22 protein-coding genes are annotated in these 24,228 nt (G+C 56.5%); 17 read left to right on the forward strand and 5 right to left on the reverse strand.

The window, feature by feature from the left end; translation table 11 throughout:
* Positions 1 to 137: 137 nt before the first annotated feature.
* A complete protein-coding gene (locus tag KFE13_RS16260; RefSeq protein WP_260704490.1) occupies positions 138 to 1,304 on the forward strand; it encodes a lactonase family protein in 1,167 nt (388 codons plus the stop codon).
* A 58-nt stretch (positions 1,305 to 1,362) separates the two neighbouring features.
* On the forward strand, positions 1,363 to 2,634 hold the full coding sequence (locus tag KFE13_RS16265; RefSeq protein WP_260704493.1) for an SH3 domain-containing protein: 1,272 nt from the start codon (positions 1,363 to 1,365) through the stop codon (positions 2,632 to 2,634).
* A 20-nt stretch (positions 2,635 to 2,654) separates the two neighbouring features.
* On the opposite strand, the gene KFE13_RS16270 is transcribed toward KFE13_RS16265, so the two are convergent.
* Complete coding sequence (locus KFE13_RS16270; RefSeq protein ID WP_260704495.1) at positions 2,655 to 3,818, reverse strand: DegT/DnrJ/EryC1/StrS family aminotransferase; 1,164 nt, start codon at positions 3,816 to 3,818, stop codon at positions 2,655 to 2,657.
* 237 nt (positions 3,819 to 4,055) lie between these two features.
* On the opposite strand from KFE13_RS16270, the gene hfq reads away from it, so the two are divergent.
* From hfq to KFE13_RS16320, 10 genes are all read left to right on the forward strand, one after another.
* Complete coding sequence (gene hfq / locus KFE13_RS16275; protein WP_260704497.1) at positions 4,056 to 4,376, forward strand: RNA chaperone Hfq; 321 nt, start codon at positions 4,056 to 4,058, stop codon at positions 4,374 to 4,376.
* Positions 4,377 to 4,451: 75 nt separating this feature from the next.
* A complete protein-coding gene (gene hflX, locus KFE13_RS16280; protein ID WP_260706986.1) occupies positions 4,452 to 5,864 on the forward strand; it encodes a GTPase HflX in 1,413 nt (470 codons plus the stop codon).
* Positions 5,865 to 6,218: 354 nt separating this feature from the next.
* Positions 6,219 to 6,686 (forward strand): F0F1 ATP synthase subunit B family protein, encoded by a 468-nt coding sequence (locus KFE13_RS16285; protein ID WP_260704500.1) that lies wholly within the window; start codon positions 6,219 to 6,221, stop codon positions 6,684 to 6,686.
* Positions 6,683 to 7,405: an ATP synthase F0 subunit B gene (locus KFE13_RS16290; protein WP_260704502.1), complete on the forward strand. Its 723-nt coding sequence runs from the start codon at positions 6,683 to 6,685 to the stop codon at positions 7,403 to 7,405. Before KFE13_RS16285 ends, KFE13_RS16290 begins: the two co-directional genes overlap by 4 nt.
* Positions 7,406 to 7,945 carry an ATP synthase F1 subunit delta gene (atpH, locus tag KFE13_RS16295; protein ID WP_260704504.1) on the forward strand — a complete coding sequence of 180 codons (540 nt, stop codon included), beginning with the start codon at positions 7,406 to 7,408 and terminating at the stop codon, positions 7,943 to 7,945.
* A gap of 54 nt (positions 7,946 to 7,999) precedes the next feature.
* A complete protein-coding gene (gene atpA / locus KFE13_RS16300) occupies positions 8,000 to 9,541 on the forward strand; it encodes a F0F1 ATP synthase subunit alpha (RefSeq protein ID WP_260704506.1) in 1,542 nt (513 codons plus the stop codon).
* Positions 9,542 to 9,544: 3 nt separating this feature from the next.
* On the forward strand, positions 9,545 to 10,621 hold the full coding sequence (locus tag KFE13_RS16305) for a F0F1 ATP synthase subunit gamma (RefSeq protein ID WP_260704508.1): 1,077 nt from the start codon (positions 9,545 to 9,547) through the stop codon (positions 10,619 to 10,621).
* Between the two features lie 33 nt (positions 10,622 to 10,654).
* On the forward strand, positions 10,655 to 12,097 hold the full coding sequence (gene atpD, locus KFE13_RS16310) for a F0F1 ATP synthase subunit beta (RefSeq protein ID WP_260704510.1): 1,443 nt from the start codon (positions 10,655 to 10,657) through the stop codon (positions 12,095 to 12,097).
* Positions 12,098 to 12,101: 4 nt separating this feature from the next.
* Positions 12,102 to 12,536: an ATP synthase F1 subunit epsilon gene (gene atpC, locus KFE13_RS16315; protein ID WP_260704512.1), complete on the forward strand. Its 435-nt coding sequence runs from the start codon at positions 12,102 to 12,104 to the stop codon at positions 12,534 to 12,536.
* Between the two features lie 123 nt (positions 12,537 to 12,659).
* Positions 12,660 to 13,559 carry a hypothetical protein gene (locus tag KFE13_RS16320; RefSeq protein WP_260704514.1) on the forward strand — a complete coding sequence of 300 codons (900 nt, stop codon included), beginning with the start codon at positions 12,660 to 12,662 and terminating at the stop codon, positions 13,557 to 13,559.
* Here the strand turns inward: KFE13_RS16320 and aroE are convergent, their stop codons facing one another.
* Positions 13,560 to 15,179, reverse strand: a complete 1,620-nt coding sequence (aroE, locus tag KFE13_RS16325; protein WP_390891624.1) for a shikimate dehydrogenase — start codon at positions 15,177 to 15,179, stop codon at positions 13,560 to 13,562.
* 164 nt (positions 15,180 to 15,343) lie between these two features.
* Here aroE and pgeF point away from each other — a divergent pair, with 164 nt between their 5' ends.
* The 3 genes from pgeF (at position 15,344) to KFE13_RS16340 (ending at position 18,545) form a co-directional block, all read left to right on the forward strand.
* A complete protein-coding gene (gene pgeF / locus KFE13_RS16330) occupies positions 15,344 to 16,177 on the forward strand; it encodes a peptidoglycan editing factor PgeF (protein ID WP_260704524.1) in 834 nt (277 codons plus the stop codon).
* A 17-nt stretch (positions 16,178 to 16,194) separates the two neighbouring features.
* A complete protein-coding gene (locus KFE13_RS16335) occupies positions 16,195 to 16,797 on the forward strand; it encodes a TetR/AcrR family transcriptional regulator (RefSeq protein ID WP_260704526.1) in 603 nt (200 codons plus the stop codon).
* A 131-nt stretch (positions 16,798 to 16,928) separates the two neighbouring features.
* Positions 16,929 to 18,545 carry a DHA2 family efflux MFS transporter permease subunit gene (locus KFE13_RS16340; protein WP_260704528.1) on the forward strand — a complete coding sequence of 539 codons (1,617 nt, stop codon included), beginning with the start codon at positions 16,929 to 16,931 and terminating at the stop codon, positions 18,543 to 18,545.
* Positions 18,546 to 18,597: 52 nt separating this feature from the next.
* On the opposite strand, the gene KFE13_RS16345 is transcribed toward KFE13_RS16340, so the two are convergent.
* Positions 18,598 to 18,921, reverse strand: coding sequence for an HU family DNA-binding protein (locus tag KFE13_RS16345; RefSeq protein WP_260704530.1), 324 nt, complete (start codon positions 18,919 to 18,921; stop codon positions 18,598 to 18,600).
* A gap of 248 nt (positions 18,922 to 19,169) precedes the next feature.
* A complete protein-coding gene (gene sppA / locus KFE13_RS16350; protein ID WP_260704532.1) occupies positions 19,170 to 20,219 on the reverse strand; it encodes a signal peptide peptidase SppA in 1,050 nt (349 codons plus the stop codon).
* 184 nt (positions 20,220 to 20,403) lie between these two features.
* Between sppA and KFE13_RS16355 the strand changes: the two genes are divergently transcribed.
* Positions 20,404 to 21,225 carry a dolichyl-phosphate beta-glucosyltransferase gene (locus KFE13_RS16355; RefSeq protein WP_260704534.1) on the forward strand — a complete coding sequence of 274 codons (822 nt, stop codon included), beginning with the start codon at positions 20,404 to 20,406 and terminating at the stop codon, positions 21,223 to 21,225.
* Between the two features lie 131 nt (positions 21,226 to 21,356).
* Positions 21,357 to 22,277, forward strand: coding sequence for a proline dehydrogenase family protein (locus tag KFE13_RS16360; protein WP_260704536.1), 921 nt, complete (start codon positions 21,357 to 21,359; stop codon positions 22,275 to 22,277).
* A 304-nt stretch (positions 22,278 to 22,581) separates the two neighbouring features.
* On the opposite strand, the gene KFE13_RS16365 is transcribed toward KFE13_RS16360, so the two are convergent.
* Positions 22,582 to 23,868: a TlpA disulfide reductase family protein gene (locus tag KFE13_RS16365; protein ID WP_260704538.1), complete on the reverse strand. Its 1,287-nt coding sequence runs from the start codon at positions 23,866 to 23,868 to the stop codon at positions 22,582 to 22,584.
* Between the last annotated feature and the right edge of the window lie 360 nt (positions 23,869 to 24,228).

Genomic DNA, 24,228 nt, shown 5'->3' on the forward strand with positions numbered 1-24,228 from the left:
TTTTTGTCTGCGGAGAGTCGAATGAATGGGCTGGTTCGGGCGCGATGACCGATACAGTAAATAGGGCAGCAAAGCCCAAAAGATACAACTGTTTGCCTGTGAGCATGCCGCCGATTATAGATGAGGTTATGGTTGAGATGGCCGAGGTATTCGTGGGAGAGTCGAGAAGCAGCAACGGAAGGAAGAGGCAAGGGGGAAGGATCGCTCTGCTGGCGTCTGTAGTTTTGGCCGCCGCGTTAGTTGGGTGCGGAGATTTTTTTATCCCACCGAATAGTGGCGGAGGCGGAAGCACGACGAACAACTACGTCTATGTCACGAACTCCACCACGAGCTCTCTGGCTGGATTTGCTATTGGAACCGGGAAGCTCACAACCATCTCGGGGTTGCCGCTCTCATTAGGCTACGTGCCGGTAGCTGCCGTAGTAACGCCGAATAACAATTTTATCTACATTGCTGGGCCAGGTGCGATTTACAGATATAACGTTAGTTCCAACGGGACGCTGACGACGCCCAGCGGCGGAGCAACCGTGGCCGCGGCTAGCGTCGTCTCGCTCGACGTATCACCTGACGGCCAATGGCTCTTTGGGTTGGATAATACGCAGACGCAGCTTGATGAATTTCAGATTAACTCATCGACAGGAGCACTTTCTGTAATAGCGGCGACGCCTTATTCCGTTCAAAGCGGTAAGGTCGTTCCTAAGGCAGTAAAAGTCTCTCCGGCGGGCAATCTGATCTTTGCCGCGCTTGGAACAGGCGGAGATGTCGTTTTTACGCTTAATACGTCAACCGGCGCTGTTGCCAGCAGCCAAACGCTTCCGCCTGTGACCACGACAACAAGTGACAATGCGCTGGCGATCAACAGCGGCGGATCGTATTTGTACATTGCTCGGAGTGGAACCAATGGAGGCGTAGGCGTCTATACGATCGGTTCTGGTGGAGTACTGAACTCGATTTCAGGATCGCCCTTTAGCGCGGGCACTTCTCCTGCGTCGGTCGTCATCGATTCGACGGGGAAGTATCTCTACGTCGCGAATAATGGTGATGGCACGATCTCGGGATATTCCATTGGGACCGGATCGGCTCTTACCGCGTTGAGCGGCTCGCCGTATAGCAGCGGATCGTCGGTGACATCGCTTGGTGTGGATAAGAGCGGCAAGTATCTGCTCGCCGGCGCGAACGGCGGAAATCCGGATCTGACAATGTACAGCTTCGATGCGGCAACGCCCGGCAAGCTCGATCAGGCAACCAGCGTGGCAACCGATACGGATCCGGCGGGCGTGACGTCTATAGCCCTAACGCATTGATGTGGGAATCAGGGAGATAACGCAGGCATAGCTCTTCAGAGGGTAAAAGATCGGCTAAATGCCCGGTAAGATGATGGAGAGGCCTTCTCAAAAGGCGGCGGAGTTCAGGGTCATTCCATCTTTCCGACAGATCGAGAAGAATAGTGCAAGTCGTAGCCTGACCGCGCTGGTTCGGATGGCGGTCTTAGGAGCGTGCCTCCTCGCTGCTCTGTCGGGGTGCTCTAAGCTCCGGCCCAAACCCGCTGAGCAGTTCGTCTATGTCACCGCCAAGCAGACTTATCTGCGTGATCGTGTTGCAGCGGTCTCCAACCGCACCGGCACGGTGAACAACGGCGATAAACTCCTTATCCTTGAGAAGGGGCGTCGCTTTTATCGCGTACAGACCTCGAAAGGGGAGCAGGGCTGGATCGACGAGAAGGCAGTTGCTACACAGGATATCTTCGATCACTTTGAGGCTCTAAGGCAGCAACACCAGAACGATCCTACTGCAGCGAACGCTGTGGTACGTGATGATGTCTACCTGCATTCCAGTCCGGGGCGCGACACGGAGCGGCTCTTCCGATTGTCGGAAGGCGAGAAGCTGAAGCTTCTTCGACGTGCAACTCTGCCGAAGCCCCTTTCTCCGGGACAACGCGTTCCCAAGCCAGCAACATCGACCGAGAATGCCAAGCCTGGAACCAAAGATGTGGCACAGCCCGATATGCCTGAGCCGCCGGTGATGGAAGACTGGTGGCTTGTACGTGATTCGAAGGGTGATACAGGCTGGCTCTACAGCCGCATGATGGATGTAGAGGTGCCGGATGCGATCGGTCGCTACTCCGAAGGGCAACGTATTGTTGGCGCATATGTCCTGACGACGGTCAATGATCCGGAAGCGCAGCAGGACGAAAAGAATATTCCCATCTATGTCACGGTGCTAAGCCCATACAAGGCAGGTTTGCCGTATGACTTCGATCAGGTGCGCGTCTTTACGTGGAACATCAAGAAGCATCGTTACGAGACAGGCTTCCGCGAGAGAAATATTGAAGGGTATCTTCCTGTTGAGATCAAGATGGCAGCCGATCCCAATAGCAAAACTCCTACAGGTATGGTGGCCGCTCCGACGTTCAGTTATCGGGTTCTTTCAGCAGATGCTCCAGTCGTGGTACCCGATCCTGTTACCGGCGCGGTGGTTCCTGGCAAGACCAACCTGAAAGTGTATCGGCTGGAAGGAAATCTGGTACGACGTGTTATCGCGCCGGGAACAGCTGCTCCTCAAGATGCTCATCCTGAGCCGGTGGCCGATAAGAGTAAGAAGAAAAAGCTGGAGTCGAAGAAGAGGCGGCGCTAGGCTCCGGCTTTTATCGCTGCTCAGGCGTAAAAGCTGCGAATCGCATCGACGACGGTCTCCTGCTCGTCTTCGCGCAGCTCCGGATACATAGGCAGCGATAGTACCTCGTGAGCAGCAAGCTCTGTGACGGGGAAGTCACCCTTGCTGTAACCGAGATTCGACAGACTGGTCTGCATGTGAAGCGGAAGCGGGTAGTAGATCTCGCTCCCGATTTTGCGCGCAGTGAGGTGTTCTCGAAGCGCATCGCGGCGCGGCGCACGGATCGTGTACTGATGGAAAACGTGAACCGCGCGGGGATCTGTAATCGGCAACACAATCCCTTCGGCCGTGTTCGTCGCTGTGAGCCCGGCACTGCGGAAGAGCTCGTCATAGCGGCTGGCCAGGGTACGCCTGCGCTCGTTCCACTCAGGGAGATAGCGCAGTTTGACTTCCAGAACGGCGGCCTGGATGGCGTCGATACGAGAGTTCCAGCCGACTTCGTCATGGAAGTAACGGCGGCGCATGCCATGAGCGCGCAGCATACGGGCGCGCTCATCCAGCTCTGCGGAGCGTGTCGTCAAAAGGCCGGCATCGCCGATGGCGCTGAGGTTTTTCGTCGGATAGAAACTGAAGGCGGCCATATCGCCTAGCGCTCCGGCAGGAGTGGCCTTCCACGATGCTCCAAAGGCCTGAGCCGCGTCTTCGATCAGCAGGATGTTGTGTCTCTGCTTGAGGGCTTCAAAGGCGTCCCAGTTGGCACATTGGCCGTACAGGTGAACTGGCAGGACGGCCTTAATACGCGATCCGCGATGCTGTCGGATTGTCTCTTCGACTGCATCTGCGGAGAGGTTGAAGGTGGCTGGATCGATATCGGCCAGCAATGGCTGAGCGCCTGCCCGCAGGATGGAGCTGACTGTTGCGAAGAAGCTGAATGGAGTTGTAATGACCGCGTCGCCGGGGCCGATCTCGGCGGCGGCCAGAGCCAGCCAGAGAGCCTCTGTTCCGCTGGAGCAGCCTGCTGCATAGGGAACCTGGCAGGCCAGCGCGGCTGCCTTCTCGAAAGATTCGACGGCAGGGCCGAGGATGAACTGCTGCGACTCGCAGACCTTTGCAATTGCAGTCAGAATCTCTTCGCGCAGTTGGGCAAACTGGCGGTTGAAGTCAAGCATTTGAACGGGTTGTAGGTTGTTCGGCACATTTTTCATGGTAAATCGCCAGGCAGGAAAGATCAGCGAGCCTTTTAACCGGTAAGCTGCGTCTAAGTAACAACAGTGACTCGCGCAGTGAAGATCTGGGTGTGCGAGTTGAAAATTGCCACGGATGCTCGTATCGTTGACCTCTTAGCTTCGGAAGCCGTGATGAGTTCATGGCCGCTCGACTGAAGTGCATGCGGTACGGCAATAGCGTATTTATTAGCGACTTTTACAAAGGAGATCGGCACCATGGAATCAAAGCCGGCACAGAACATTCAGGACACTTTTCTTAACACGGTCCGCAAAGACAAGAGCCCGATCACGATCTATCTGGTGAGTGGGGTGAAGCTGACCGGTAAGATCCGCTCATTCGACAAATATTCCGTACTGCTGGAAAACAACAGCCAGGAACAGCTGATCTTCAAACATACGATCTCAACCGTTGTAAGCGGTCGCATGGGAGGCCATGAGACAAAGGGCGAGTTCCGCTCGGCTCAGTCCGTTGGCTCCTCTGCTCCTGCGGCTGTCTCGGCGCATGCTGCCGAGGTTGCGGCAGTACCGGGCAGATAGCTTCTGCGGGTGCAAACGGGTTTCACGAAGGAACTAAAGAACGCTTCAGTGACGACCTCTAAAACCTCCAAACAAATGTTGGTCGAAGCACAACAAGCTTCGCTCCTTGAGAGTAGTCGTGTATCCACTCCCAAGGAGCGTGCTGTTCTTGTTGCGGTTGAGTTTACGGCCAACCGGAAGAAGCTGACGGCAACAGTGCTGCAGGCGCGCAAAGCCGCGGCTGTGACGGCCGCCTCAGAGGAACAGGTAGACTTGGCTCCAGCTGAGTCGCCCGATCTCGATTTTGATGCCTCGCTAGAGGAGTTCCAGGAGTTGGCCCGGAGCGCCGGTGCTGAGATTGCTGCGACGCTGATTCAGCGACGTCCCAGGCCGGATGCGGCCACCTTGGTCGGGCAGGGCAAACTCGATGAGATTGCCGGCGTCGTTGCATCGACGAGCGCGGATCTGGTGTTATTCGACCACGATCTTACACCGTCGCAGCTGCGTAATTTGGAAGCGAAGCTGGATGTACGTGTAATCGATCGCACGCAGCTGATCCTCGATATCTTTGCCCGTCACGCCCGTACACGTGAAGGGCAACTTCAGGTGGAGCTGGCGCAGCTCGAATACCAACTCCCACGATTGGCCGGTCGAGGCAAGGCGATGAGCCAGCTGGGAGGCGGTATCGGAACCCGCGGCCCCGGCGAGACTCAGCTAGAGACGGACCGCCGCAAGATCAATCTGCGGATCAACCACGTGAAGCAGCAGCTGGAGTCGGTACGTCGGATTCGTCGACAACAGCGACAGCGTCGCGAGGCCGTGCCGGTTCCCGTGGTAGCGCTGGTGGGTTACACCAATGCCGGAAAGAGCACTCTCTTCAACGCACTGACGAAAGCTGGTGTGCTGGAATCGTCGCGCATGTTTGCCACGCTCGATCCGAAGCTCAAGCAACTGCAGCTTCCTTCACGTCGGAAGATTCTGCTGTCGGACACGGTAGGCTTCATCCGCAATCTGCCTCACACGCTGGTGACCAGCTTCCGGGCGACGCTGGAGGAGGTTGAGCGAGCCGAGTTGTTGCTGCATGTGCGTGATGCATCCAGTCACATGCTGGATGAGCAGAAGGCCCAGGTCGAACGCGTGTTGGGCGAGCTGAATGTGACCGGTAAGCCTGTCGTTGAGGTAATGAATAAGATCGACCTGCTCCCGGAGGCCGAGCGTCCCGCGCTGGAAGGAAGTGGACGTGTCGCGGTCTCGGGGTTGGCTGGTCTGGGGCTCGACAAACTGTTGGAGGCGATCGATGCGGCCCTGGTAGCTGATCCTGTCGTGCAGACGAGCTACAGGCTGCCGCAGTCGGAAGGGGCGATCCTCGCCGCCCTCGAAGCCGGAGCCATTCTGCTGGACAAAAAATTCAATGGAAATTTGGTCTATGTAACGGCGCGCGGTCCAGCCTCGTTACTGAACAGGTATAGACGGTTTCAAATCTCTGAGAGGGAGGCGGCAATACCCTGAATGCGCCCGTTTTCCTTACTTAACTAGCATAGGTCGCCTGATGGGGAGCGGAGGTGGTGTCCCCTACCACGCGACCTATGTGACCCAGATAATAGGGTCCGGGTGGTATCAATAAGTGTACGATTTTTCGGGCGAAAGTCAAAGATTGACTGCCGGTTCACGTCATGCGCGAAGATCGGCCTAAGTGTGCGATTATCGCCGTATCCTCGTTTGACACTCCCTCGAACGCTTTGCTAAAACAAGATGTACCGCAATCTACAAATAGGCCAAAACCGGAACGCTTCGTGTGAAATAAACCTGCTGAAAGCCCCCTGAAGGCAGTACACCGGAACGGTCACTCAGGCCAACCCTTGCATGGACGTGATACTCAAACAACTCGGTGAACTTGTGCTCGGCGCTGTGCCGACCATGGTTCTGTTTATTTTGCTGGTCATTGCTTACGGAGTACTGGTGCGCCGTCCGCTGGTGCATGCACTTGCGGATCGCCGGGCACGTACTGTCGGAGCTGTTGAACAAGCTAAGGGTGCGATTGCTGCGGCCGAAGCCGAGACCAGCGCCTATGAAGAGAAACTGCGCAAGGCTAAGGCCGAGATTTTCGAGGCCCGGGAGCGGAAGCTCAAGCAATGGAACGACGAGCGTGATGCTGCTCTTGAGCAGGCACGCCAAGCTTCACAGGAAAAGGTACGGGCTGCGAAGCAGGGGATTGACCAAAGTGTCTCCGACGCTCGCGCTCATATCGAGTCTTCCAGCGCAGACCTGAGCTCGCGTGTACTGTCTGCGGTTCTTCCGGCTGGTGTGGCTGCGGCGGAGGTGGCGCAGTGAGGTCAGTCCGTAAAATATTCGCTTTCGTTGTGATGGCTTTGTTGTTTGCTGCTGTGCCTCAGGTCCGTGCTTTTGCTCAGGAGTCACCGGCTGCCCAGGCCAGGGTAGAAAAAGAGCCGGCTGGTAGCGCTGAAGGTGCTGAGAAAGAAAAAAAGGCCGAGGACGAGAACGATGCTTATCGTCACTCCGCTGCGGTGAAGGCGCTTGGCGCGAAGCTGGGGATGAACCCTGAGCAGGCAGCCAATGCGTTCACAATTGCAAATTTAATTGTCCTCGTTGCACTGGTTGGCTGGTTCCTGGCGAAGAGCCTCCCAAAGGCCTTCCGTACACGAAATGAGGCAATTCAGAAGCATCTGGTTGAGGCGCGTGCTGCTTCTCAGGAAGCCAGCAGTCGTCTGAGTAGCGTTGAGGCGCGCCTGGGTAAGTTGGACGAGCAGATTACCGCTCTTCGTACGCAGGCTGAAAAAGATGCTGCCCTGGATGAGCAGCGCATCAAGGCCTCCGTCGAAGAGGAGAAGCAGAAGATTCTGCTTGCGGCCGAACAGGAGATCTCTGCTGCTGCTGCTAATGCACGCCGGTCGATTCAGAAGTATGCAGCCGATCTGGCCATCGACCAGGCGGCGAAGAAGCTGGTAGTGACGGCCGAGACAGATCGTCTGCTGGTCCAGGATTTTGCTCGTCGCTTGGTTGGTGAAGGTGCAAAGGAAGGGCAGAACTAAATGTCCACTATCTCGCTTCGCTATGCGCATGCTTTTGCAGCAGTCGTCGCTGCGCAGCATCTGGATGCTGACATGGCTTGTCAGCAGTTGAGCGATTTCAATGCAACCTTTCAAGGAAGCCACGAGTTGCGCGAGGTTCTGATGAATCCCGCAATCACCGGCGATCAGAAGTTGAAGGTTCTGGATGCGATTGCTGCCAGGATCGGCATGTTGCCGCAGGTTCGTAACTTTCTCGCGGTTGTCATGGATCATCATCGCTTCGGTGAGTTGAGCGAGATCATTGATGAGTATCATGTAGTCGCCGACGGAAACGCCGGCTTTACCGATGCCGAGATTACCAGCGCTCGTGCATTGGATGACGCGGGACGCACGCAGCTCGAAGAGCAGGTGTCGAAGCTTATTGGTGGCCGTGTCCGCGCTACCTATAAGGAAGATCCGACGCTTCTGGGCGGCGCGGTCGTTCGCGTTGGCTCGACCGTCTATGACGGCTCTATTCGAGCCCAGCTTGAGCAGTTGAAGCAAAAACTCGTTAGCGCGTAGATGTTGCGCTGAGATCGAACTAAAGATTGATACGAAGTACCGCAGAAGGAAGACATGGCACAGATCAACGCAGGTGAGATAACAGAGCTGCTTCGCCAGCAGATTGAGAACTACGAGCAGAAGATCCAAGTCGACGAGGTCGGCACCATCATCTCGCTCGGCGACGGTATCGCACGCGTGCACGGCCTGGATAAAGTTATGGCCGGCGAGCTGATTGAGTTTTCGCATAACGTGGCCGGTCTCGCGATGAACCTGGAAGAAGACCAGGTCGGCGCCGTTTTGCTTGGTGACTATACCGAGCTAAAAGAAGGCCAGCAGGTCAAGCGTACAGGCCGCATCATGTCGGTTCCGGTCGGTGAAGCGCTGATTGGCCGCGTCGTGAACGCGCTGGGTCAGCCTATCGACGACAAGGGGCCGATCAACACGAGTACCTATCTGCCGGTCGAGCGTCTCGCTCCCGGCGTCATCGCGCGTCAATCGGTGCGCGAGCCGATGGCAACCGGCATCAAGGCTATCGATACGATGATCCCGATCGGCCGCGGCCAGCGTGAGCTGATCATCGGTGACCGCCAGACGGGCAAGACCGCTATTGCGCTCGACACGATCATCAATTCGGCGAAGAATAACCTGATCTGCATCTACTGCGCGATCGGGCAGAAGCGTTCGTCGGTTGCTCAGGTTGTGCAAACCCTCGAAGAGAACGGTGCGTTGCCCTACACCATCATCGTCGCCGCTACCGCTTCTGAGCCTGCTCCGATGCAGTACTTGGCTCCGTTCGCTGCGACCGCTATTGGCGAATACTTCCGCGACAACGGCAAGCACGCTCTGGTGATCTACGACGATCTTTCGAAGCACGCTGCATCCTATCGCGAGATCTCGCTGCTCCTCCGTCGTCCGCCAGGACGTGAAGCGTACCCCGGCGATGTCTTCTATCTGCACTCGCGCTTGCTTGAGCGTAGTTCGAAGCTCTCTGACGCCTTGGGTGGCGGTTCGCTGACCGCTCTGCCGATCATCGAGACGCAGGCCGGTGACGTGTCGGCGTACATTCCGACCAACGTGATCTCAATCACCGACGGTCAGATCTTCCTTGAAACTGACCTCTTCAACTCGGGTGTTCGTCCCGCTGTCAACGTCGGTCTCTCGGTTTCGCGTGTAGGCTTCTCGGCTGCAATCAAAGCGACCAAGCAGGTTGGTGCAACACTGAAGCTCGACCTCGCGCAGTATCGCGAACTTGCGGCTTTCGCGCAGTTCGGTTCGGACCTCGATCCAGTTACGCAGCGTCAGCTCAATCGCGGTCAGCGTCTGACCGAGCTGTTGAAGCAGCCTCAGTTCCAGCCGCTTCCGTTTGAGAAGCAGGTTGCAATTATCTTCGCCGGAACCAACGGTTTACTGGACGATGTTGCTGTCAGTGACCTTCGTGCCTTTGAGGATGGCCTGTATCCGTATCTTGAATCCTCGGGGTCGGTACTTGCCGATATCGTTGCGAAGAAACAGCTCGATGACGATATCAAGGGCCGCCTGACGCAGGGAATCAAGGACTATAAGGCGAACTTCCTGGTGTCGCGCAAGGAGAAAGAGGCGGCTGCGGCCAAGTAAACCATGGCAAACGTACTCGATCTACGGCGTCGTATCCGCAGCGTGAAGAACACGCGCCAGATCACCAAGGCCATGAAGATGGTCTCGGCGGCGAGACTGCGTCGTGCGCAGGAGCGTGCGATGCAGGCACGTCCGTATGCGCAGATGATCTCAAACGTGCTTGAGTCGCTGGTGCGCCGCACTGATTCGACCGAAGTCATGCATCCGCTTCTGGTTGAACGCGAAGAGAAGAATGTTCTTGTCGTCGTCGTTGCCGGTGATAAGGGGTTTGCAGGCGCCTTCAACTCAAACATCACCAAAGCTGCGCAGACGTTCATCAACGAGCGCCGCGCAGCGGGTCAAAACATCGACATCGAGCCGGTCGGACGCAAGGCGCGTGATCTGGTGTCAAAGAAGTATCCGGCTGCGGTCTACGAGAAGAAGGAAGAGCACTACGACAACGATCTCGCTACACACTACGAGGTCATCCGTCATCGGGCCAATCCGATTGAAGTAACCGGCACCCATGACAGCCTGCTGCATCATCTCAACATCGATGATGTTCGTGTCCTGTCGCATTCGATTGTAGATCGTTATACGCACGCCGAGATCGATGCAGTCTACATCGTCTATAACGAGTTCAAGTCTGTGATTGCACAGCGCGTCGTCGTTGAAAAATTGCTTCCGATCCGCAAGCTGGGCTCGCATGAGATTACTGTCGCCGAGGAGATGTCCGAGGAGCAGAAGGAAGCTGCAGCACATGCTGCGAAGACCTCCGGTGTCAGCATTGCGGAGCCGGAAGAATCGGTTGTGGAGTCTGAGGCGAAAAAGTTCGGTACAGCCGAGGTCGATTACATCTTCGACCAGAGCCCGGAGCGCCTGTTCCGCCATCTGATGCCGCGATATGTCACTACGCAGATCTTCCATGCTCTGCTGGAGTCGGCAGCATCGGAGCATGCGGCGCGTATGACAGCGATGGATGCGGCGACCAATAATGCAGGCGACATGATTGACGCGTACACGTTGCAGATGAACCGCGTACGTCAGGCAGCGATTACAAAGGAAATTATCGAGATTGTGAGCGGAGCAGCCGCGCTGTAAGCAACCGGCGATCGCTCAAAGAGAAAGAGACCTATGGCAGAGAACATTGGCAAAGTAATTTCGATCAGCGGTCCGGCCGTCGACATTCAGTTCGAAGAGTCGAGGATGCCGGCCATTTATCAGGCCGTGCGTATTGTGAGCGAGGGGTTCAACGTTCCTGCTCCGATGGACGTGGTCGTTGAGGTGCAGCAGCACCTGGGCGAGGGCCGCGTGCGCTGCATCGCCATGGTGGCCACCGAGGGGCTGGTGCGCGGCATGAAGGCGATCGACACTGGCGCTCCGATCTCAGTTCCCGTGGGCCGCGAGACGCTGGGTCGCGTGCTCAACGTGCTGGGAGAGCCTGTGGACGAGCTTGGCCCTGTCCATGCGAAGAAATACATGCCGATTCATCGGCAGGCACCTGCGTTCGACGAGCAGTCGACCTCGGAAGAGATGTTCGAGACCGGCATCAAGGTCGTTGACCTGATTCTGCCCTTCTTGAAAGGCGGTAAGATCGGTCTCTTCGGCGGCGCTGGTGTCGGCAAGACCGTCGTGATTCAGGAACTCATCAACAACGTTGCGTCGAAGCACGGTGGTTTCTCGGTGTTTGCCGGCGTCGGCGAGCGTACTCGTGAGGGCAACGACCTCTGGCACGAGTTCCAGGAGTCGGGCGTTATCGATCCCAAGGACTACAACAAGTCCAAAGCCGCGTTGATCTACGGCCAGATGACTGAGCCGCCGGGAGCCCGTCTCCGCGTCGCACTGACCGGTCTTACCGTCGCTGAGCACTTCCGCGACGAAGAAGGCGCAGACACGCTGCTCTTCATCGACAATATCTTCCGTTTCACGCAGGCAGGCTCTGAGGTTTCGACGCTGCTTGGCCGTATGCCTTCGGCTGTGGGTTATCAGCCGAACCTCGCTACTGAAATGGGCGAATTGCAGGAGCGCATTACTTCGACCAAAAAGGGTTCGGTCACCTCGGTACAGGCTGTGTACGTGCCTGCCGATGACATTACCGACCCGGCTCCCGCGACAACCTTCGCTCACCTCGATGCGACGATGCTTCTCTCGCGTCCGCTGTCTGAGCTTGGTATCTACCCGGCTGTCGATCCGCTCACGTCCACCTCGCGTATCCTTTCGGCGCGTGTGGTTGGTCAGGAGCACTATGACGTTGCCCAGGGCGTGAAGAAGATTCTGCAGCGCTACAAGGATCTGCAGGACATCATCGCCATCCTCGGTATCGACGAGCTCTCGGAAGAGGACAAGATCACAGTCGCCCGCGCCCGCAAGGTGCAGCGCTTCCTGTCGCAGCCCTTCCACGTAGCCGAAATCTTCACCGGTATCCCCGGCGCGTACGTCAAGGTTGAGGACACGGTCCGCTCCTTCAAGGAGATCATCGAGGGCAAGCACGACGATATCCCGGAGCAGGCTTTCTACCTGAAGGGCGGGATTGAGGATGTTCTCGCTGCTGCTGAGAAGATGAAGCAGACCGTATAAGACGATGGCAGAGACTACTTCCAATTCGGGTCTGTTGACGGTGCGTCTGGTTACGCCGGATCGTGTCCTGCTCGATGCGACCGCTGAAGCTGTCGAGCTTCCGTCGATGTCGGGCTACCTTGAAGCGCTTTACGGCCATGCACCGCTGCTGGCGGAGCTTGGCGCTGGCGAGGTGCGTCTGCATGGAGGAAGCTCAGGCAACCAGAAGTTCTTCGTTGCATGGGGATTTGTCGAGGTATTGCCGGAACGGGTGACGATTCTCGCCGAGACCGCTATGCACCCCAACGAGATCGATGTGGCTGAGGCGAAGCAGGAGCTCGCCGAAGGCGAGAAGCTGTGGAGCGAGGCTGGAGACGATGGCGAGAAGTACGATGAAGCTAACGCCATCACCCGCCAGGCAGAAGAGAAGATTGCTTCCGCAGAGGGCAAGAGCCACTAGATTTCCCTGTTACCCTTTGTTGATCAGAGCCGCCATGAATAGGCGGCTCTTTTTTGCTTTAGAGATCGCTGGCTCAAGTCGGCGTTGCTGAGTGCCGATAGTTCGCGGTAGGCGATCTCTTTTATGAAAACTCAATCCTGGCTTGCAGGCACACTTGCTATTACCATCTCGATATTTCCATCTCATCTTGCGCTGTCGCAGATGCGAAGCGAGGTGAATCCGATTATTGCATCAAGCTCTTCGGTCTCCTCACTGGATACCCCTGAGATGTCTGGCCGCGGAATAGCGGAAGGCATGATACGTCCCGTGCCTGTTCCAGCAAAACCTCAGAGGCAAAAGCCTTTCATGGGGCTGGCGGTAGGCTGGCATGCAGGTGTCAATGGTGCAGGCTTTGATATCGCCTCTCCTCTGGCCCAAAAGATGAATCTTAAGGTGGGAGCCGATTTCTTCAGCTATTCATTCGCCTTTCAGGAGCAGGGCGCGGATATCAACGCCGCATTTCGACTGCGATCCGGGCATGCGGCGCTGGACTGGTTCCCTTTCGGAGGGAGATTCCGGGTTAGCCCATTGATGGTATTTGCAAACAGTAACCAGGTTCGCGCAACGGCGCTGATTCCAGCAGGAAGCACTCTATCGCTGAATGGCCAGGAGTACATCAGCAGCTATACAGACCCTCTCCATGGCTCAGGTTCTGTGGGATTCCGCAAGGTATCTCCAGGCATCAGCATAGGGTTTGGCAATATGATCCCCCGCTCCAGAAGCCGGGTCAGCTTCCCCATCGAAGCAGGCTTTTACTACGTCGGCCAGCCCACGCTCAAGGTGAATTTCTTGGGCAGTGCCTGCGATCCGCAGTATCCCGCTTCGGTTGGATGCCAACCCGTCATGCAGGATGCAGGGTTCCAGAAGGATCTCGCAGCTTTCGTTGTGCGCAATAATCACAATCTCAGCTACGCATCCTTCTTCCCGATCCTTTCAGTAGGCTTCAGCTACTCATTCGGCAATCGGCAGGGAAGGATTCAATAGCTAGGAAGCCTTCTTTGCCTTCGATGCTTTGGCCGGGGTTTTTACGGTTGCGGGAACCTCGGCTGCCGCAGCTTCGGCCTGCTGTCGCAAAGCGTGAATAACTACACGCAGCATCTCTTCCTCCGGAGCTGGCTTGCCGGTCCATATTTCGAACTGGCGCGCACCCTGCTGAACGAACATCTCGACACCTGTAATGAAAGGGATATTCAGCTGTCGAGCAAGGCGGATCAAAGGAGTCTCAATAGGGTTGTAGACCAGATCGAAGACAAGCTTCGTGTTGGCCAGATCTTTGGCATCCAGCAGAGGAGTGGTTTTGATCCCCGCCATACCGATAGGCGTAGCGTTGATGACGACATCGAAAGCGGTCTTAGCGACAGCATCCTTCTTGATCGTCTTAGAGCCAGACTGCCTGGCGAGCCTCTGTGCTGTCTCTGATGTGCGGTTGAGAATGAAGACCTCGGCTCCGCGATCGCGGAGACCGAAGACAGCTGCGCGCGCGGCACCGCCTGCCCCAAGCACAAGGGCTTTGGCCCCGCGAAGCGAGATGCGCTTCTCCAGTGGGCCAACGATGCCCGCAACATCCGTATTGAAGCCGTAGAGCTTGCCGTCCTGAGCGCGGAGAATCGTATTACAGGCGCCGATCTTGGCCGAGAGCGGATCGGTATTCTCCAGATGCGCCATGATCTCCTGCTTGTGCGGCATCGTGATCGAAAGGCCCTGGATGGGGATCTCCGCCACCAGCTTGAGCAGATCGCTGACCTTGGTGGCCTGCAGCGCCAGATAGACTGCATTGACCGTCTCACGTCGAAAAGCTGTGTTCATCATCACAGGCGAGAGCGAGCTCTTGATAGGGTTACCAGCCACACCATACACCTTGGTAGCGGCATCCACCTGATCGATGCGGTAGGTCTCAATCAAGGTACGAGCAGCGATCTGGCCGGGGCCTGTCTCTTCGCCCTGTGTCGCCGCAGCGAAGGTAAAGACCGAGCCCGCTCGAAGCCCAAGGACTCGGGAGATGATGCCCGCGTCGCCCATGCAGATGCCGATGATATTGGCGTTCTCATTCATGCGCTCAATAAAGCGCATCAGCGTCACATTGTCAGTGAGCATCTTGGCCGTGGGCACAATCTTGAAGAAGTCCGGTTGGAAGGGCGCGATGCGCTCGTAAATCTTGTCCAGATCTTTCGTCGAGGAGAAGTCGTGGTGGCTGATGATCAGGGCAATACCGGTGTCGCGAAGCTTCTGGAGCTCACCCTTCTTGAGAGCTTCTGCGGACTCCAGCTCGAGATCGACAAGGTGGAAGCCAGCACCAGCTGCCTTGGAGAGGATCTCCATCTCAGCAGCGATCGAGCCGGAAAATTTTCCACCATTCGCCGAGCGACGACAGGTGGCGATACCGGTGGCGGCGGTATTTTCCGCAAAGAACTGCTTGAGCTTCGGCAGGGCGTTCAGGGGCTTTTCGAGATAATCCAGCCGGAACTCAAGGAAAGGAGTTTCCTTGACGACGGCATTGGCCTTTTCGATCATCTCAGCCGCGGTGGAGCCGATAATGGCAACACAAACCTTACCGATACGGGTGCGAAGAAGCTGCGACGTTGCGCTTGGAGTGGGCACGTTCATTCTCATGTCTACAATCGGGGTATCTTACAGACCACAGGGTTTAGATGCAAATTTTTGTTGAAAGATAAAGGAGTTAGCGTCCGATCATCGACATGGGACATCTTTTCACAAAGACGGGCGCAAGAGGAAAAAGTTACCGTGCAAATCGATCTTAGAATGAGTAAATGATGGGTGGAGTCGAGATAGTCAAAATCCCCGGCTGGGAGAAGTTTCGCTGGCTGCGTCACGGATTTAGCACGCGAAGTGGTGGCGTATCTGATGCTTATGGGGATAAGACATTGAATCTGGGCTGGACGAAGGAGGACGATCCTGCAAATGTGGCGGCAAACCGCAAGAAGTTTGTCCAGAGCGTAACCGGGATGACAGCGATGCGGCTGGTGACGATCCGGCAAGTCCACTCCGGCCTCGTGAAAGTGGTTGGCGCGGAGGCTCTCAACGGCAGCCTGGAGACCGACGAAGGTAAAGCTGTTCTCGAGGGGGATGGACTTGTTACGAATGTGCCTGGAGTCCTGGTTGCGGCAGGCACGGCAGACTGCGTCCCCGTCCTTGTTGTTGATCCGGTACGAAGGGCGGTAGGGGCCTTCCATGCCGGCTGGCGCGGCACAGTGGCGCGGATTGTCGAGCAAGGGGTTGCGGTCATGCGACGGGAGTATGGCTCCGAGTCCGCCGATCTGGAAGCGGCAGTAGGACCCGCAATAGGCGCTTGCTGCTATGCCGTGGGAGAAGATGTCCACGAGAGGTTTACGGCAGAGTTCGGCTATACCTCAGAACTGTTCCAGCGTCCCGCGGGAGATGGGCAATTGTTCGTCGACCTGTGGGAGGCAAACCGCAGACAGTTAATTGCCGCCGGACTGACAGCGGAGAAGATCGTTGTGGTCGGTGAATGTACAGCCTGTGCGCGGGCCGCATTGGGAGGAAGAAAATATTTTTCGCATCGTGCCGAGAGCGGAGTGGCTGGCAGGATGTTGAATGCAATTGGGGTCAGTGAGTATGATTGAGACTGATCGGTCTTTCTATGTGCGCGACTACAAATAAAGGCGAAGAAACCCGGCAGCGGATCATTGCTGCGGCTGCCCCTCTGTTCAACCAGAGGGGTTACGCCGGATGTGTACTAAGTGACATTATGGCAGCGACAGGACTCGAAAAAGGCGGAATCTATCGCCATTTCGAGAGCAAGGAAGAGATTGCCGCTGAGGCGTTCGATTACTCCTGGGCCGTCGCGACAGGGATTCGGCAGAAAGGAATGGCAGAGATTACCAATCACGTTGACCGCCTGAAGCATCACATTGCGTCATTTGTGCATAAGTCGAGCATTCCCGGTGGATGTCCGCTGCTGAATACTGGAGTCGATTCTGACAATGGGAATCCGATCCTTCGTGAGCGGGTACGGAAGGCGTTACGTGAATGGCAGGGAATGATCCGTTCGGTGCTTGTTGAAGGGGTCGCCGCTGGAACGGTGCGCAGTGACGTGGATACAGAGAGAGTTTCACGGCTGATCGTCGGTGGGCTGGAAGGCGGGATGCTATTGAGCCGTATTGAGAAAAACGATCAGGCGAAGCTGGATGCAATGGAGCACCTGAACTCCTATCTGGAGACACAAGTGCGTGCTCCTCAATAGGCGGACCGCAAGCAAACAGGACAAAACACATCTGAGGCGAAATTTAGAATCGCAAGTATCAGCGCTTACTTCTAATAGAGACCGATCGGTCTTTTTGGTCGAGTTTGCTCCAGATAAGGAGAGGCTGCGCTATGGGAGCGGTTCAGGTCCTAGCTTCGCCAAAGGCTGCTGCGGTACGCCGCGAGATCAACCCCTGGGTGGTTGCGTTGACGGTCACTCTGGCGACCTTCATGGAGCTGCTGGATACCTCTATTGCGAATGTGTCCTTGCCGTATATTGCAGGCGGGTTGGGCCGCAGCTTCGATGAAGTCACATGGATTCTGACGACGTACCTGGTGGCTAACGCTGTCGTGCTGCCGATGAGCGCATGGCTGAGCAGAGTTTTTGGGCGCAAGAACTACTACATGGCCTGTGTTGCGTTATTCACGCTGACATCACTTTTCTGTGGAATCGCACCTACGTTAGGTGTCATGTTGATCAGCCGCGTGCTTCAGGGAATAGGTGGCGGCGGTCTGGCTCCGGTCGAGCAAGCAATTCTTATCGATACATTTCCGCCGGCGAAGCGAGCCTCGGCGTTTGCACTGTATACAGTGGCTATTGTGACTGCACCTGCGATCGGGCCAGTGCTTGGCGGTTGGATCACGGACAATTACAACTGGCGCTGGGTGTTTCTGATCAACATCCCGATAGGTTTCCTATCGCTCTATCTGACAAATCGCTTCGTGCACGATCCCCCGGCTTTTACGGAGGAGCGGAAGAGCGCTCGCATCGGTGGACGGCTGAAGATCGACACTGTCGGCATTGCGCTGGTAGCCCTGGGTTCTGCTGCGTTGGAAATCATGCTTGATCGCGGTCAGATCGATGACTGGTTTGGCAGCAGTTTTATCTGCTGGTTGTTTGCCATCGCCTTGGTTTGCTTTTCCGCAGCAATCTACTGGGAGTTGAAGACGCCAGATCCCATCCTCGAGCTGCGTCTTTTGCGTTATCCAAACTTTGCTATCGCATCGATCTTCTACTTCGTGTTTGGATTTGGGTTGTTTGCGACGACGACGATGATTCCTCAGATACTGCAGTCCCTTTATGGCTATCGTGCCATCGATGCGGGGCTCGTGCTCGGGCCAGGAGCCTTTGTCATTACGGCGCTCGCTCCAGTGGGAGCGCAACTGGTACAGCGCGGGCTGGTGCGCCCGAAGGTTCTGCTGGGGATCAGTCTGCTAACCGTATCGGCTGCGATGTTTTACTACAGCGGCCTTACCTTGCAGACGGATTACTTTCACTACGCGCTTTCACGTGGATTTCAAGGTTTGGGGTATGCATTCTTTTTCGTCCCTCTCAGCGTCATCGCCTACTCACAACTCAAGCCGAATGAAAATAACCGCGCCTCAAGCCTGACGAACCTATTTCGCAATTGGGGTGGTAGCTTTGGGATCGCCTTTGCAACCACACTAAGTGAGCGGCGGCAAAGCTTCCATCAGTCGGTCATGTCAGCAAATCTTCCACGCTCAGGCGCATGGTTGCAGGATGCGATCCAGCGCACGACTAACTATCTGATGAGCCATGGATATTCGCATGCCGATGCTCTTCGAGCGGCATATGCACGGTATTACGACCAACTAGGGGCTCAGACCAGATTATTGGGTTTTATGGATGTGTTCCGTGCGATTGCCTGGATCACCCTTATTACGGCTCCGCTGGTATTGCTTATCCAGAGATTTCACCCGCAGGGTAAGCCATCAGGCGGCCACTAAGCCGGCTGGAAAGACAATCCCTCCCGGAGGTGTCTTCCGGGAGGGAAATGAGTTACATGGCAGGAGGATGGTGCGAATCGATGGGCGCAGATTTAGCGCCATTAGGGTTGACCAGATCACGAAGCTCTTTGGATGGCTTGAAGAAGGGAACGCGCTTGGCCGGAACATCGACCTTGGCGCCTGTCTTCGGGTTGCGGCCGGTGCGAGCGTTACGCTGACGCGTCCGAAAACTGCCGAAGCCGCGAATTTCGATTTTGTCACCCGCCTTCAAAGCACCGATGACGGATTCGAAGAGGGTATCGACGATCACTTCGCCGTCGCGTCGGGTTAAGTCGCCGATAGCCGTTACTTTATCGACAAGATCTGCTTTGGTCATGAATGGAATCCTTTCGATGCCAAGAGGGAGGGCAATATACCGTCGATCTCGAACTCTACAGCCATAACTTTACAGCCAATGTTGATTGTAAATGGGATGCAGGATTCGGAGAAAAGGAAACCCGCCTAAGTAGCAAATAAGTGAACATCTTGCTGCTTTAGGATGCAGAAATGTGGAGCGAGGTTCCTTGAAGGAGACAAAATTGCCGCCTGAAGCTCCCCGAACGGGCTTTCTTCAACAGAAAAAAGCTACTTCCAGACAAAATAGAAGCCCGGAGCGCGGTTGAGCAACTGACCAGGGTTTGGAAACAGATCCTCACCATCATCGGTCAGGACGGTCAGGAGGCCGCGCTTGTTTTTATTGGGCTTCACAATGGAAGGCTCACCTGAGATGCCAACATCGCGCGCAGTTTCGATCAGGGCTGTGCGGAAGCCGCCAACCCGGTCGATCAGCCCGAGCCCCAGGGACTGTTGCCCGGTCCATACCTGGCCCGTGGCCAGCGGCTTGATCTTTTCGTCGGTAGTGTGGCGCCCCATGGCAACGTCGTGAACGAACTGTCCGTACATGTTATCGACCAGCGACTGGAAGTAAGCCTGTTCCTTCGGAGTAAGGTCGCGGCTGGGGTCGCCTGCGTCTTTCAGCTCACCGGCGGTGATCGTGATGTTCTTCAGTTTGGCCCACTTCAGCAGGTCACCATAGTTCATCCACTCCATGATGACGCCGATGGAGCCGACGACGGAGGCCTCGTTGGCGTAGATACGGTCGCAGGCGCTGGCAATATAGTAGGCGCCGGAAGCACCGACGCTTTCAACCGAGGCGACAATCTTCTTGTGCTTCTCTTTCCGGATGCGGAGAACCTCGTGGTAGATCTCCTGCGAGGCGGCGGCACCTCCACCGGGTGAGTTGATGTGCAGGATGATCGCTTTGATAGAAGAGTCGTCGCCAAACTTACGGAGCTGTGCGTTGACGGTGTCGGGAGAGAGGATGACGCCTTCAATGTCGATGACAGCGATCTGGCTGCCGAGTCCGAGACCTGCTGCGTTACCGCCAGCAGCAGAACGCATGGTGAACCAGACCACAAGGCTCATCACGAGACAGATTGCCGCAAATGATCCGCCGATAACCGCCACATAGAACCAGGGCGACCTCTGCCGGAGAGGGGCCTGACGATATGCAGCCGGGTAATATCCGGTTGCGTATGCAGAACGGGGTGCTGCATAGCCTCCGGTGTAGGGCGATGACGGTTGCTGAGGAGGGGGAGGCGGTGGCGGGGTAGGCTGATCGAACTCGTCCGGCATGTTGTGGAGTGTAGCAGGGAAGCCGCTTTGCTGTATCTGCTGTCAGGTGGAATCCCTTGTGAGAAAAAGCATTTTTAGAACTAAATACCGTGTTCGAACGTCAATATGTTGCAGTATGATAAACGGCGATCATTCTCTCCTCTCATTCTGTAAGGTTGGTTCCCGGGAAGGTTGGCAGTAGGTCATGGCTCATCCACAACTGAGCATTGTAATTCCGGCGTATAACGAGAGCGCCCGCATCGAAGATGCTCTTGAGCGCGTGATGTCGTGCATCGCCGAAAAGGGGTGGGATGCCGAGGTTCTCGTCGTCGATGATGGGTCGAAGGACAATACTGCAGCGATTGTAGAGCGGTGGATGGCTGAGTATCCCCGGCTCAACCTGATCCAGAATCCGGGAAACCGCGGCAAAGGCTATTCGGTTCGCAATGGCTTGTTGCAGGCAGCCGGCGAGATTGTGATGTTCACCGATGCAGATCTTTCGGCCCCGATGGAAGAAGCCGAGCGGCTAATCGCTGCGATTCATGACGGCGCTGATGTTGCCATTGGTTCGCGCTGGCTGGATCGGGCGAAGCAGACAATACATCAGCCGCTTTACCGGCAGTTCTTCGGCCGATGCTTCAACTGGATTACGCGCACGGTGATGGGGCTTCCGTTCCGCGACACGCAGTGCGGCTTCAAGGCATTCCGCCGTCCCGCTGCTCAAGTGATCTTCCGCCTGCAGACGATCGAGCGCTGGGGCTTCGATCCCGAGATTCTTTTTATTGCCCGTAAACTGAAGTACGACATCCGTGAGGTTCCGGTGACGTGGGGCCATGACGAGCGGTCACGTATCAGCTATCTGAAGGATGGCATGAAGATGCTGGAGGAGATGGCGAAGATTCGCGCGAACTCTCTCGCTGGCCGCTATGATGAGGCGATTGCGGCGATGCGCGATACCAGCAAAATGGTGACTCGCCCGGTTGAGGTCACGAAACCTGCGGCGAGAGCTGGAATGTCGACGAAGTAGCCTTAGAGGACCGTAAGTGTCGGCAAGGGAGGGCAAAAGCCCTCCCTTTTGCTTGCCAGTTTTCGATTTGGCCCTGCTGGTGGGACAATACCGATGGCCTTTCTCAATCAGGGCCGTCAGGAGTATCTGGGTTGCTTCGATCATTTTTTATTGCTCTCTCGCAGAACAGATCATTGAGGTCGTTTTCCGAGCGCTCCACTGTAGGGCGCAAGATGTCGAGCCGCTTTGTTGCGGGCATGTCCGTTGACGATGCGCTTGCGGCGTGTGAGCGCGTGAATCGAGAAGGTATTGCGGTGACGCTGGACGCGCTGGGCGAGAGCGTGACGACAGAGGCTGAAGCGCAGCGTTCGGCGGCGGTTTATCACGAGATGCTGGATGCGATCGCGGCGCGGAAGCTGAATGCCAATGTGAGCCTAAAATTGACGCAGATGGGCATGGATTTCGACCCGGCGCTGGCGGAGAAGATTGTTGGCGAGCTGGTGGAGCATGCTGCGCAGGCGGATTCGTTTGTGCGCATCGACATGGAAGGCTCGCCTTATACCGAAGCGACGATTGCGATGACGGAGCGGCTTCATGCCCGGCCGGGAATGCAGGGCCGTGTGGGAACGGTGCTGCAGGCTTATCTGTTTCGTACGGCGGGCGATGCGGATCGATTGTTGCAGCAGGGAATCCGCATACGGCTTTGCAAGGGAGCTTACAAAGAGCCACCGGAGATTGCATTTCCTTTGAAATCAGACGTGGATGAGAACTATGTGAAGCTTGCGCAGCGTTTGATGACCTCAGGCGTCTTCTGCGGGATGGCGACGCATGACGAAGCGATCGTCGAAAGATTGCTGGCCTTTGTGCGGACGCAGGGGGTGCCGAAGAGCGCGTTTGAGTTCCAAATGCTCTACGGGATACGACGCGACCTGCAGCGGCGGCTGGCCAAGCAGGGATTCGGCGTTCGCGTGTATGTGCCGTTCGGACCGGAGTGGTATCCGTATTTCATGCGGCGGCTGGCGGAGCGGCCGGCAAATGTGCTCTTCCTGATGAAGAACTTCCTGAAGAGCTAGTCCCCCGTACCGATTTTATGCAAAGTATTCAAACGATTGCTCTTATTTGAATGGTTACCCTGCGGGCGCTCCATAAAAACAAAGACTGCCTCAGGTCATGCTGAGGCAGTCTTTGCTATTTCCAGATACTTCTATTGTAGTTGGTCGGGCGGGGTAAATGCGCAACTTGTATTTCTTTTACCATCAACGACTTGCGGTGTTTTGGGGCTTGACAACATTTTGGGAAGAGGCGCGGATTTTCCGCTATGCAGGACATAGAACTGTCCTGCATAGCGGAGAAATGACAACTTCATCCAAAACCGCTTTAGTTGGAGGCTTTTTGGGTTGCAGGCGGCAGGGCCAGTAGTTTTTCGATGGTTTCTGTGACCTCGTTCTCGAGAGCCTGGTGGCCGGCGGGGTTAGCCGGTCCTGCGAATCCGGCATGGACCTCTTTCACCCGGCCGTCGCGACCGAGGATAAAGGAGGTTGGCCAGCAATTAAGGTGGTCTCCTTGAGGAACTTTCTCGTTGAGCTGATCCGGGGTTCCGGCGATGAGGACCGGATAGGTGAGGCCGTATCGCTGAATGAAGGCCCGGAGACGAGTAGGATTCTGGAGCTGGTCTTCTTCTTCGAAGCTGAGGTTGACGATCTCAAGGCCGCGGGTGTGGAACTTCTTGTAGAGGCTTTCGAGGAAGGGAGCCTCGTCGTGGCAGTTGGGGCACCAGGAGCCGCCGATGGCGACGATGACGACCTTGCCCGTGAATTCAGGATCGGTGTTGGAGACCTGATGGCCGGAGAGATCGGGAAAGCTGAAGGCGAAGGGGACGGAGGGATCCTTGACGCGAGTTTGCTGGGTGGAGTCGGTGGGGGCGGAGAGGTTCTGCTTGCGCGCATCGGAGGGACGGCGGGCGACGAGGTCGCGGGCCTGGGCCTTCTGCGATTCGGGCGCGAGGAGGTTGGAGACGAGCAGAGTGCCATCCTGCTGTGGGACGAGTGAGTAGAGAGCCGGACCTGCTGCGTTGAAGTGGCTGATCAGATATTGATGGCCATCCCATGAGCCGTAGAGAGAGCCGGTATCTCCATCGATGCGCTGGATGACGGCATGAACGACCGTGGGCTGTTTGGTTGGGTTGATGCGGAGTTGCCAGGCGGATTCGCCCTTGGAGCTGGAGACGGCGATCTCCCAATCGCCGTGGATGTCGGGGCCAGAGGCTGGAGTGGTGGAGGCTGCAGCGGGGTGAAGTGAGACGGGGACTCGCGGCGCATTGGGGTGGGCGGGGGTTCCGGGCGAGATGAGGCCGAAGGTGCCGGAGAGCTGGCTGCCGTCGAAGGTGGCCTCGAGGGAGCGAGCAAAGTAGTTGAAGGTCACGAGGAGTTTGCCGTCCTTGAATGTGGCGGCAGAGGCAGGAGCTTGTTCGGTGCCGTTGATCAGGGCCGCCTTCAGGTTGGAGAGTGAGCCGGAGATATGGAGGCGGAGAGGGACCTGTTGTCCGCGGACGGTGGCCGCGCCTTCCCAGGTTCCAGTGATAGGCACAGAGCCTGCGGCGAAGACGAGGGACGAGGCGGAGAGCAGGAGCGATCCAGCAAGAAGCTTCCCAAAAAAGGGGTTCATGACGAGCTCGATTCTTTCGTTTTTGAGAGGAGAAAAGGTGCGGCAGAGGCGCTTTAGCGAGAAGCGCAACACGCCTGTGTGCAGGCCAGCGCGAAGCGGCAGCAACAACAGAGGGTGAAAGGCGTGTTCATATATTTAAAGGTACGCGTTGGAATTTCGTGGAGTCAAGAGGAGATAGCTGCAGCCGTGCATTCAGGAGAGAGCTAGCACGGAGGAAATCGTTTGCTCTCCTAAAGTTGTATGGGCAGCGACGAAGGGCCGGATAAGAATACAGACACTATGAAGGAGGGGGCTGTTCAGAGGGTTTGATCGAGTCTGTAGGTTGAGCGTGATTGCAAGCCGCACTCCTGATCGGCGGAA

The organism is Edaphobacter flagellatus (assembly GCF_025264665.1).
GTDB lineage: Bacteria > Acidobacteriota > Terriglobia > Terriglobales > Acidobacteriaceae > Edaphobacter > Edaphobacter flagellatus.

Bases quoted from the DNA above. Each gene is read 5' to 3' on its own strand.
- KFE13_RS16260 (WP_260704490.1), top strand. From the start codon at position 138: ATGGCCGAGGTATTCGTGGGAGAGTCGAGAAGCAGCAACGGAAGGAAG.
- KFE13_RS16355 (WP_260704534.1), top strand. From the start codon at position 20,404: ATGGCTCATCCACAACTGAGCATTGTAATTCCGGCGTATAACGAGAGC.
- pgeF (WP_260704524.1), top strand. From the start codon at position 15,344: ATGATGGGTGGAGTCGAGATAGTCAAAATCCCCGGCTGGGAGAAGTTT.
- hflX (WP_260706986.1), top strand. From the start codon at position 4,452: ATGTTGGTCGAAGCACAACAAGCTTCGCTCCTTGAGAGTAGTCGTGTA.
- sppA (WP_260704532.1), bottom strand. From the start codon at position 20,219: ATGCCGGACGAGTTCGATCAGCCTACCCCGCCACCGCCTCCCCCTCCT.
- hfq (WP_260704497.1), top strand. From the start codon at position 4,056: ATGGAATCAAAGCCGGCACAGAACATTCAGGACACTTTTCTTAACACG.
- KFE13_RS16270 (WP_260704495.1), bottom strand. From the start codon at position 3,818: ATGAAAAATGTGCCGAACAACCTACAACCCGTTCAAATGCTTGACTTC.
- atpA (WP_260704506.1), top strand. From the start codon at position 8,000: ATGGCACAGATCAACGCAGGTGAGATAACAGAGCTGCTTCGCCAGCAG.
- KFE13_RS16285 (WP_260704500.1), top strand. From the start codon at position 6,219: ATGGACGTGATACTCAAACAACTCGGTGAACTTGTGCTCGGCGCTGTG.
- KFE13_RS16305 (WP_260704508.1), top strand. From the start codon at position 9,545: ATGGCAAACGTACTCGATCTACGGCGTCGTATCCGCAGCGTGAAGAAC.
- KFE13_RS16365 (WP_260704538.1), bottom strand. From the start codon at position 23,868: ATGAACCCCTTTTTTGGGAAGCTTCTTGCTGGATCGCTCCTGCTCTCC.
- KFE13_RS16345 (WP_260704530.1), bottom strand. From the start codon at position 18,921: ATGACCAAAGCAGATCTTGTCGATAAAGTAACGGCTATCGGCGACTTA.
- KFE13_RS16265 (WP_260704493.1), top strand. From the start codon at position 1,363: ATGCCCGGTAAGATGATGGAGAGGCCTTCTCAAAAGGCGGCGGAGTTC.
- aroE (WP_390891624.1), bottom strand. From the start codon at position 15,179: ATGAACGTGCCCACTCCAAGCGCAACGTCGCAGCTTCTTCGCACCCGT.
- atpD (WP_260704510.1), top strand. From the start codon at position 10,655: ATGGCAGAGAACATTGGCAAAGTAATTTCGATCAGCGGTCCGGCCGTC.
- KFE13_RS16335 (WP_260704526.1), top strand. From the start codon at position 16,195: ATGTGCGCGACTACAAATAAAGGCGAAGAAACCCGGCAGCGGATCATT.
- atpH (WP_260704504.1), top strand. From the start codon at position 7,406: ATGTCCACTATCTCGCTTCGCTATGCGCATGCTTTTGCAGCAGTCGTC.
- atpC (WP_260704512.1), top strand. From the start codon at position 12,102: ATGGCAGAGACTACTTCCAATTCGGGTCTGTTGACGGTGCGTCTGGTT.
- KFE13_RS16340 (WP_260704528.1), top strand. From the start codon at position 16,929: ATGGGAGCGGTTCAGGTCCTAGCTTCGCCAAAGGCTGCTGCGGTACGC.
- KFE13_RS16320 (WP_260704514.1), top strand. From the start codon at position 12,660: ATGAAAACTCAATCCTGGCTTGCAGGCACACTTGCTATTACCATCTCG.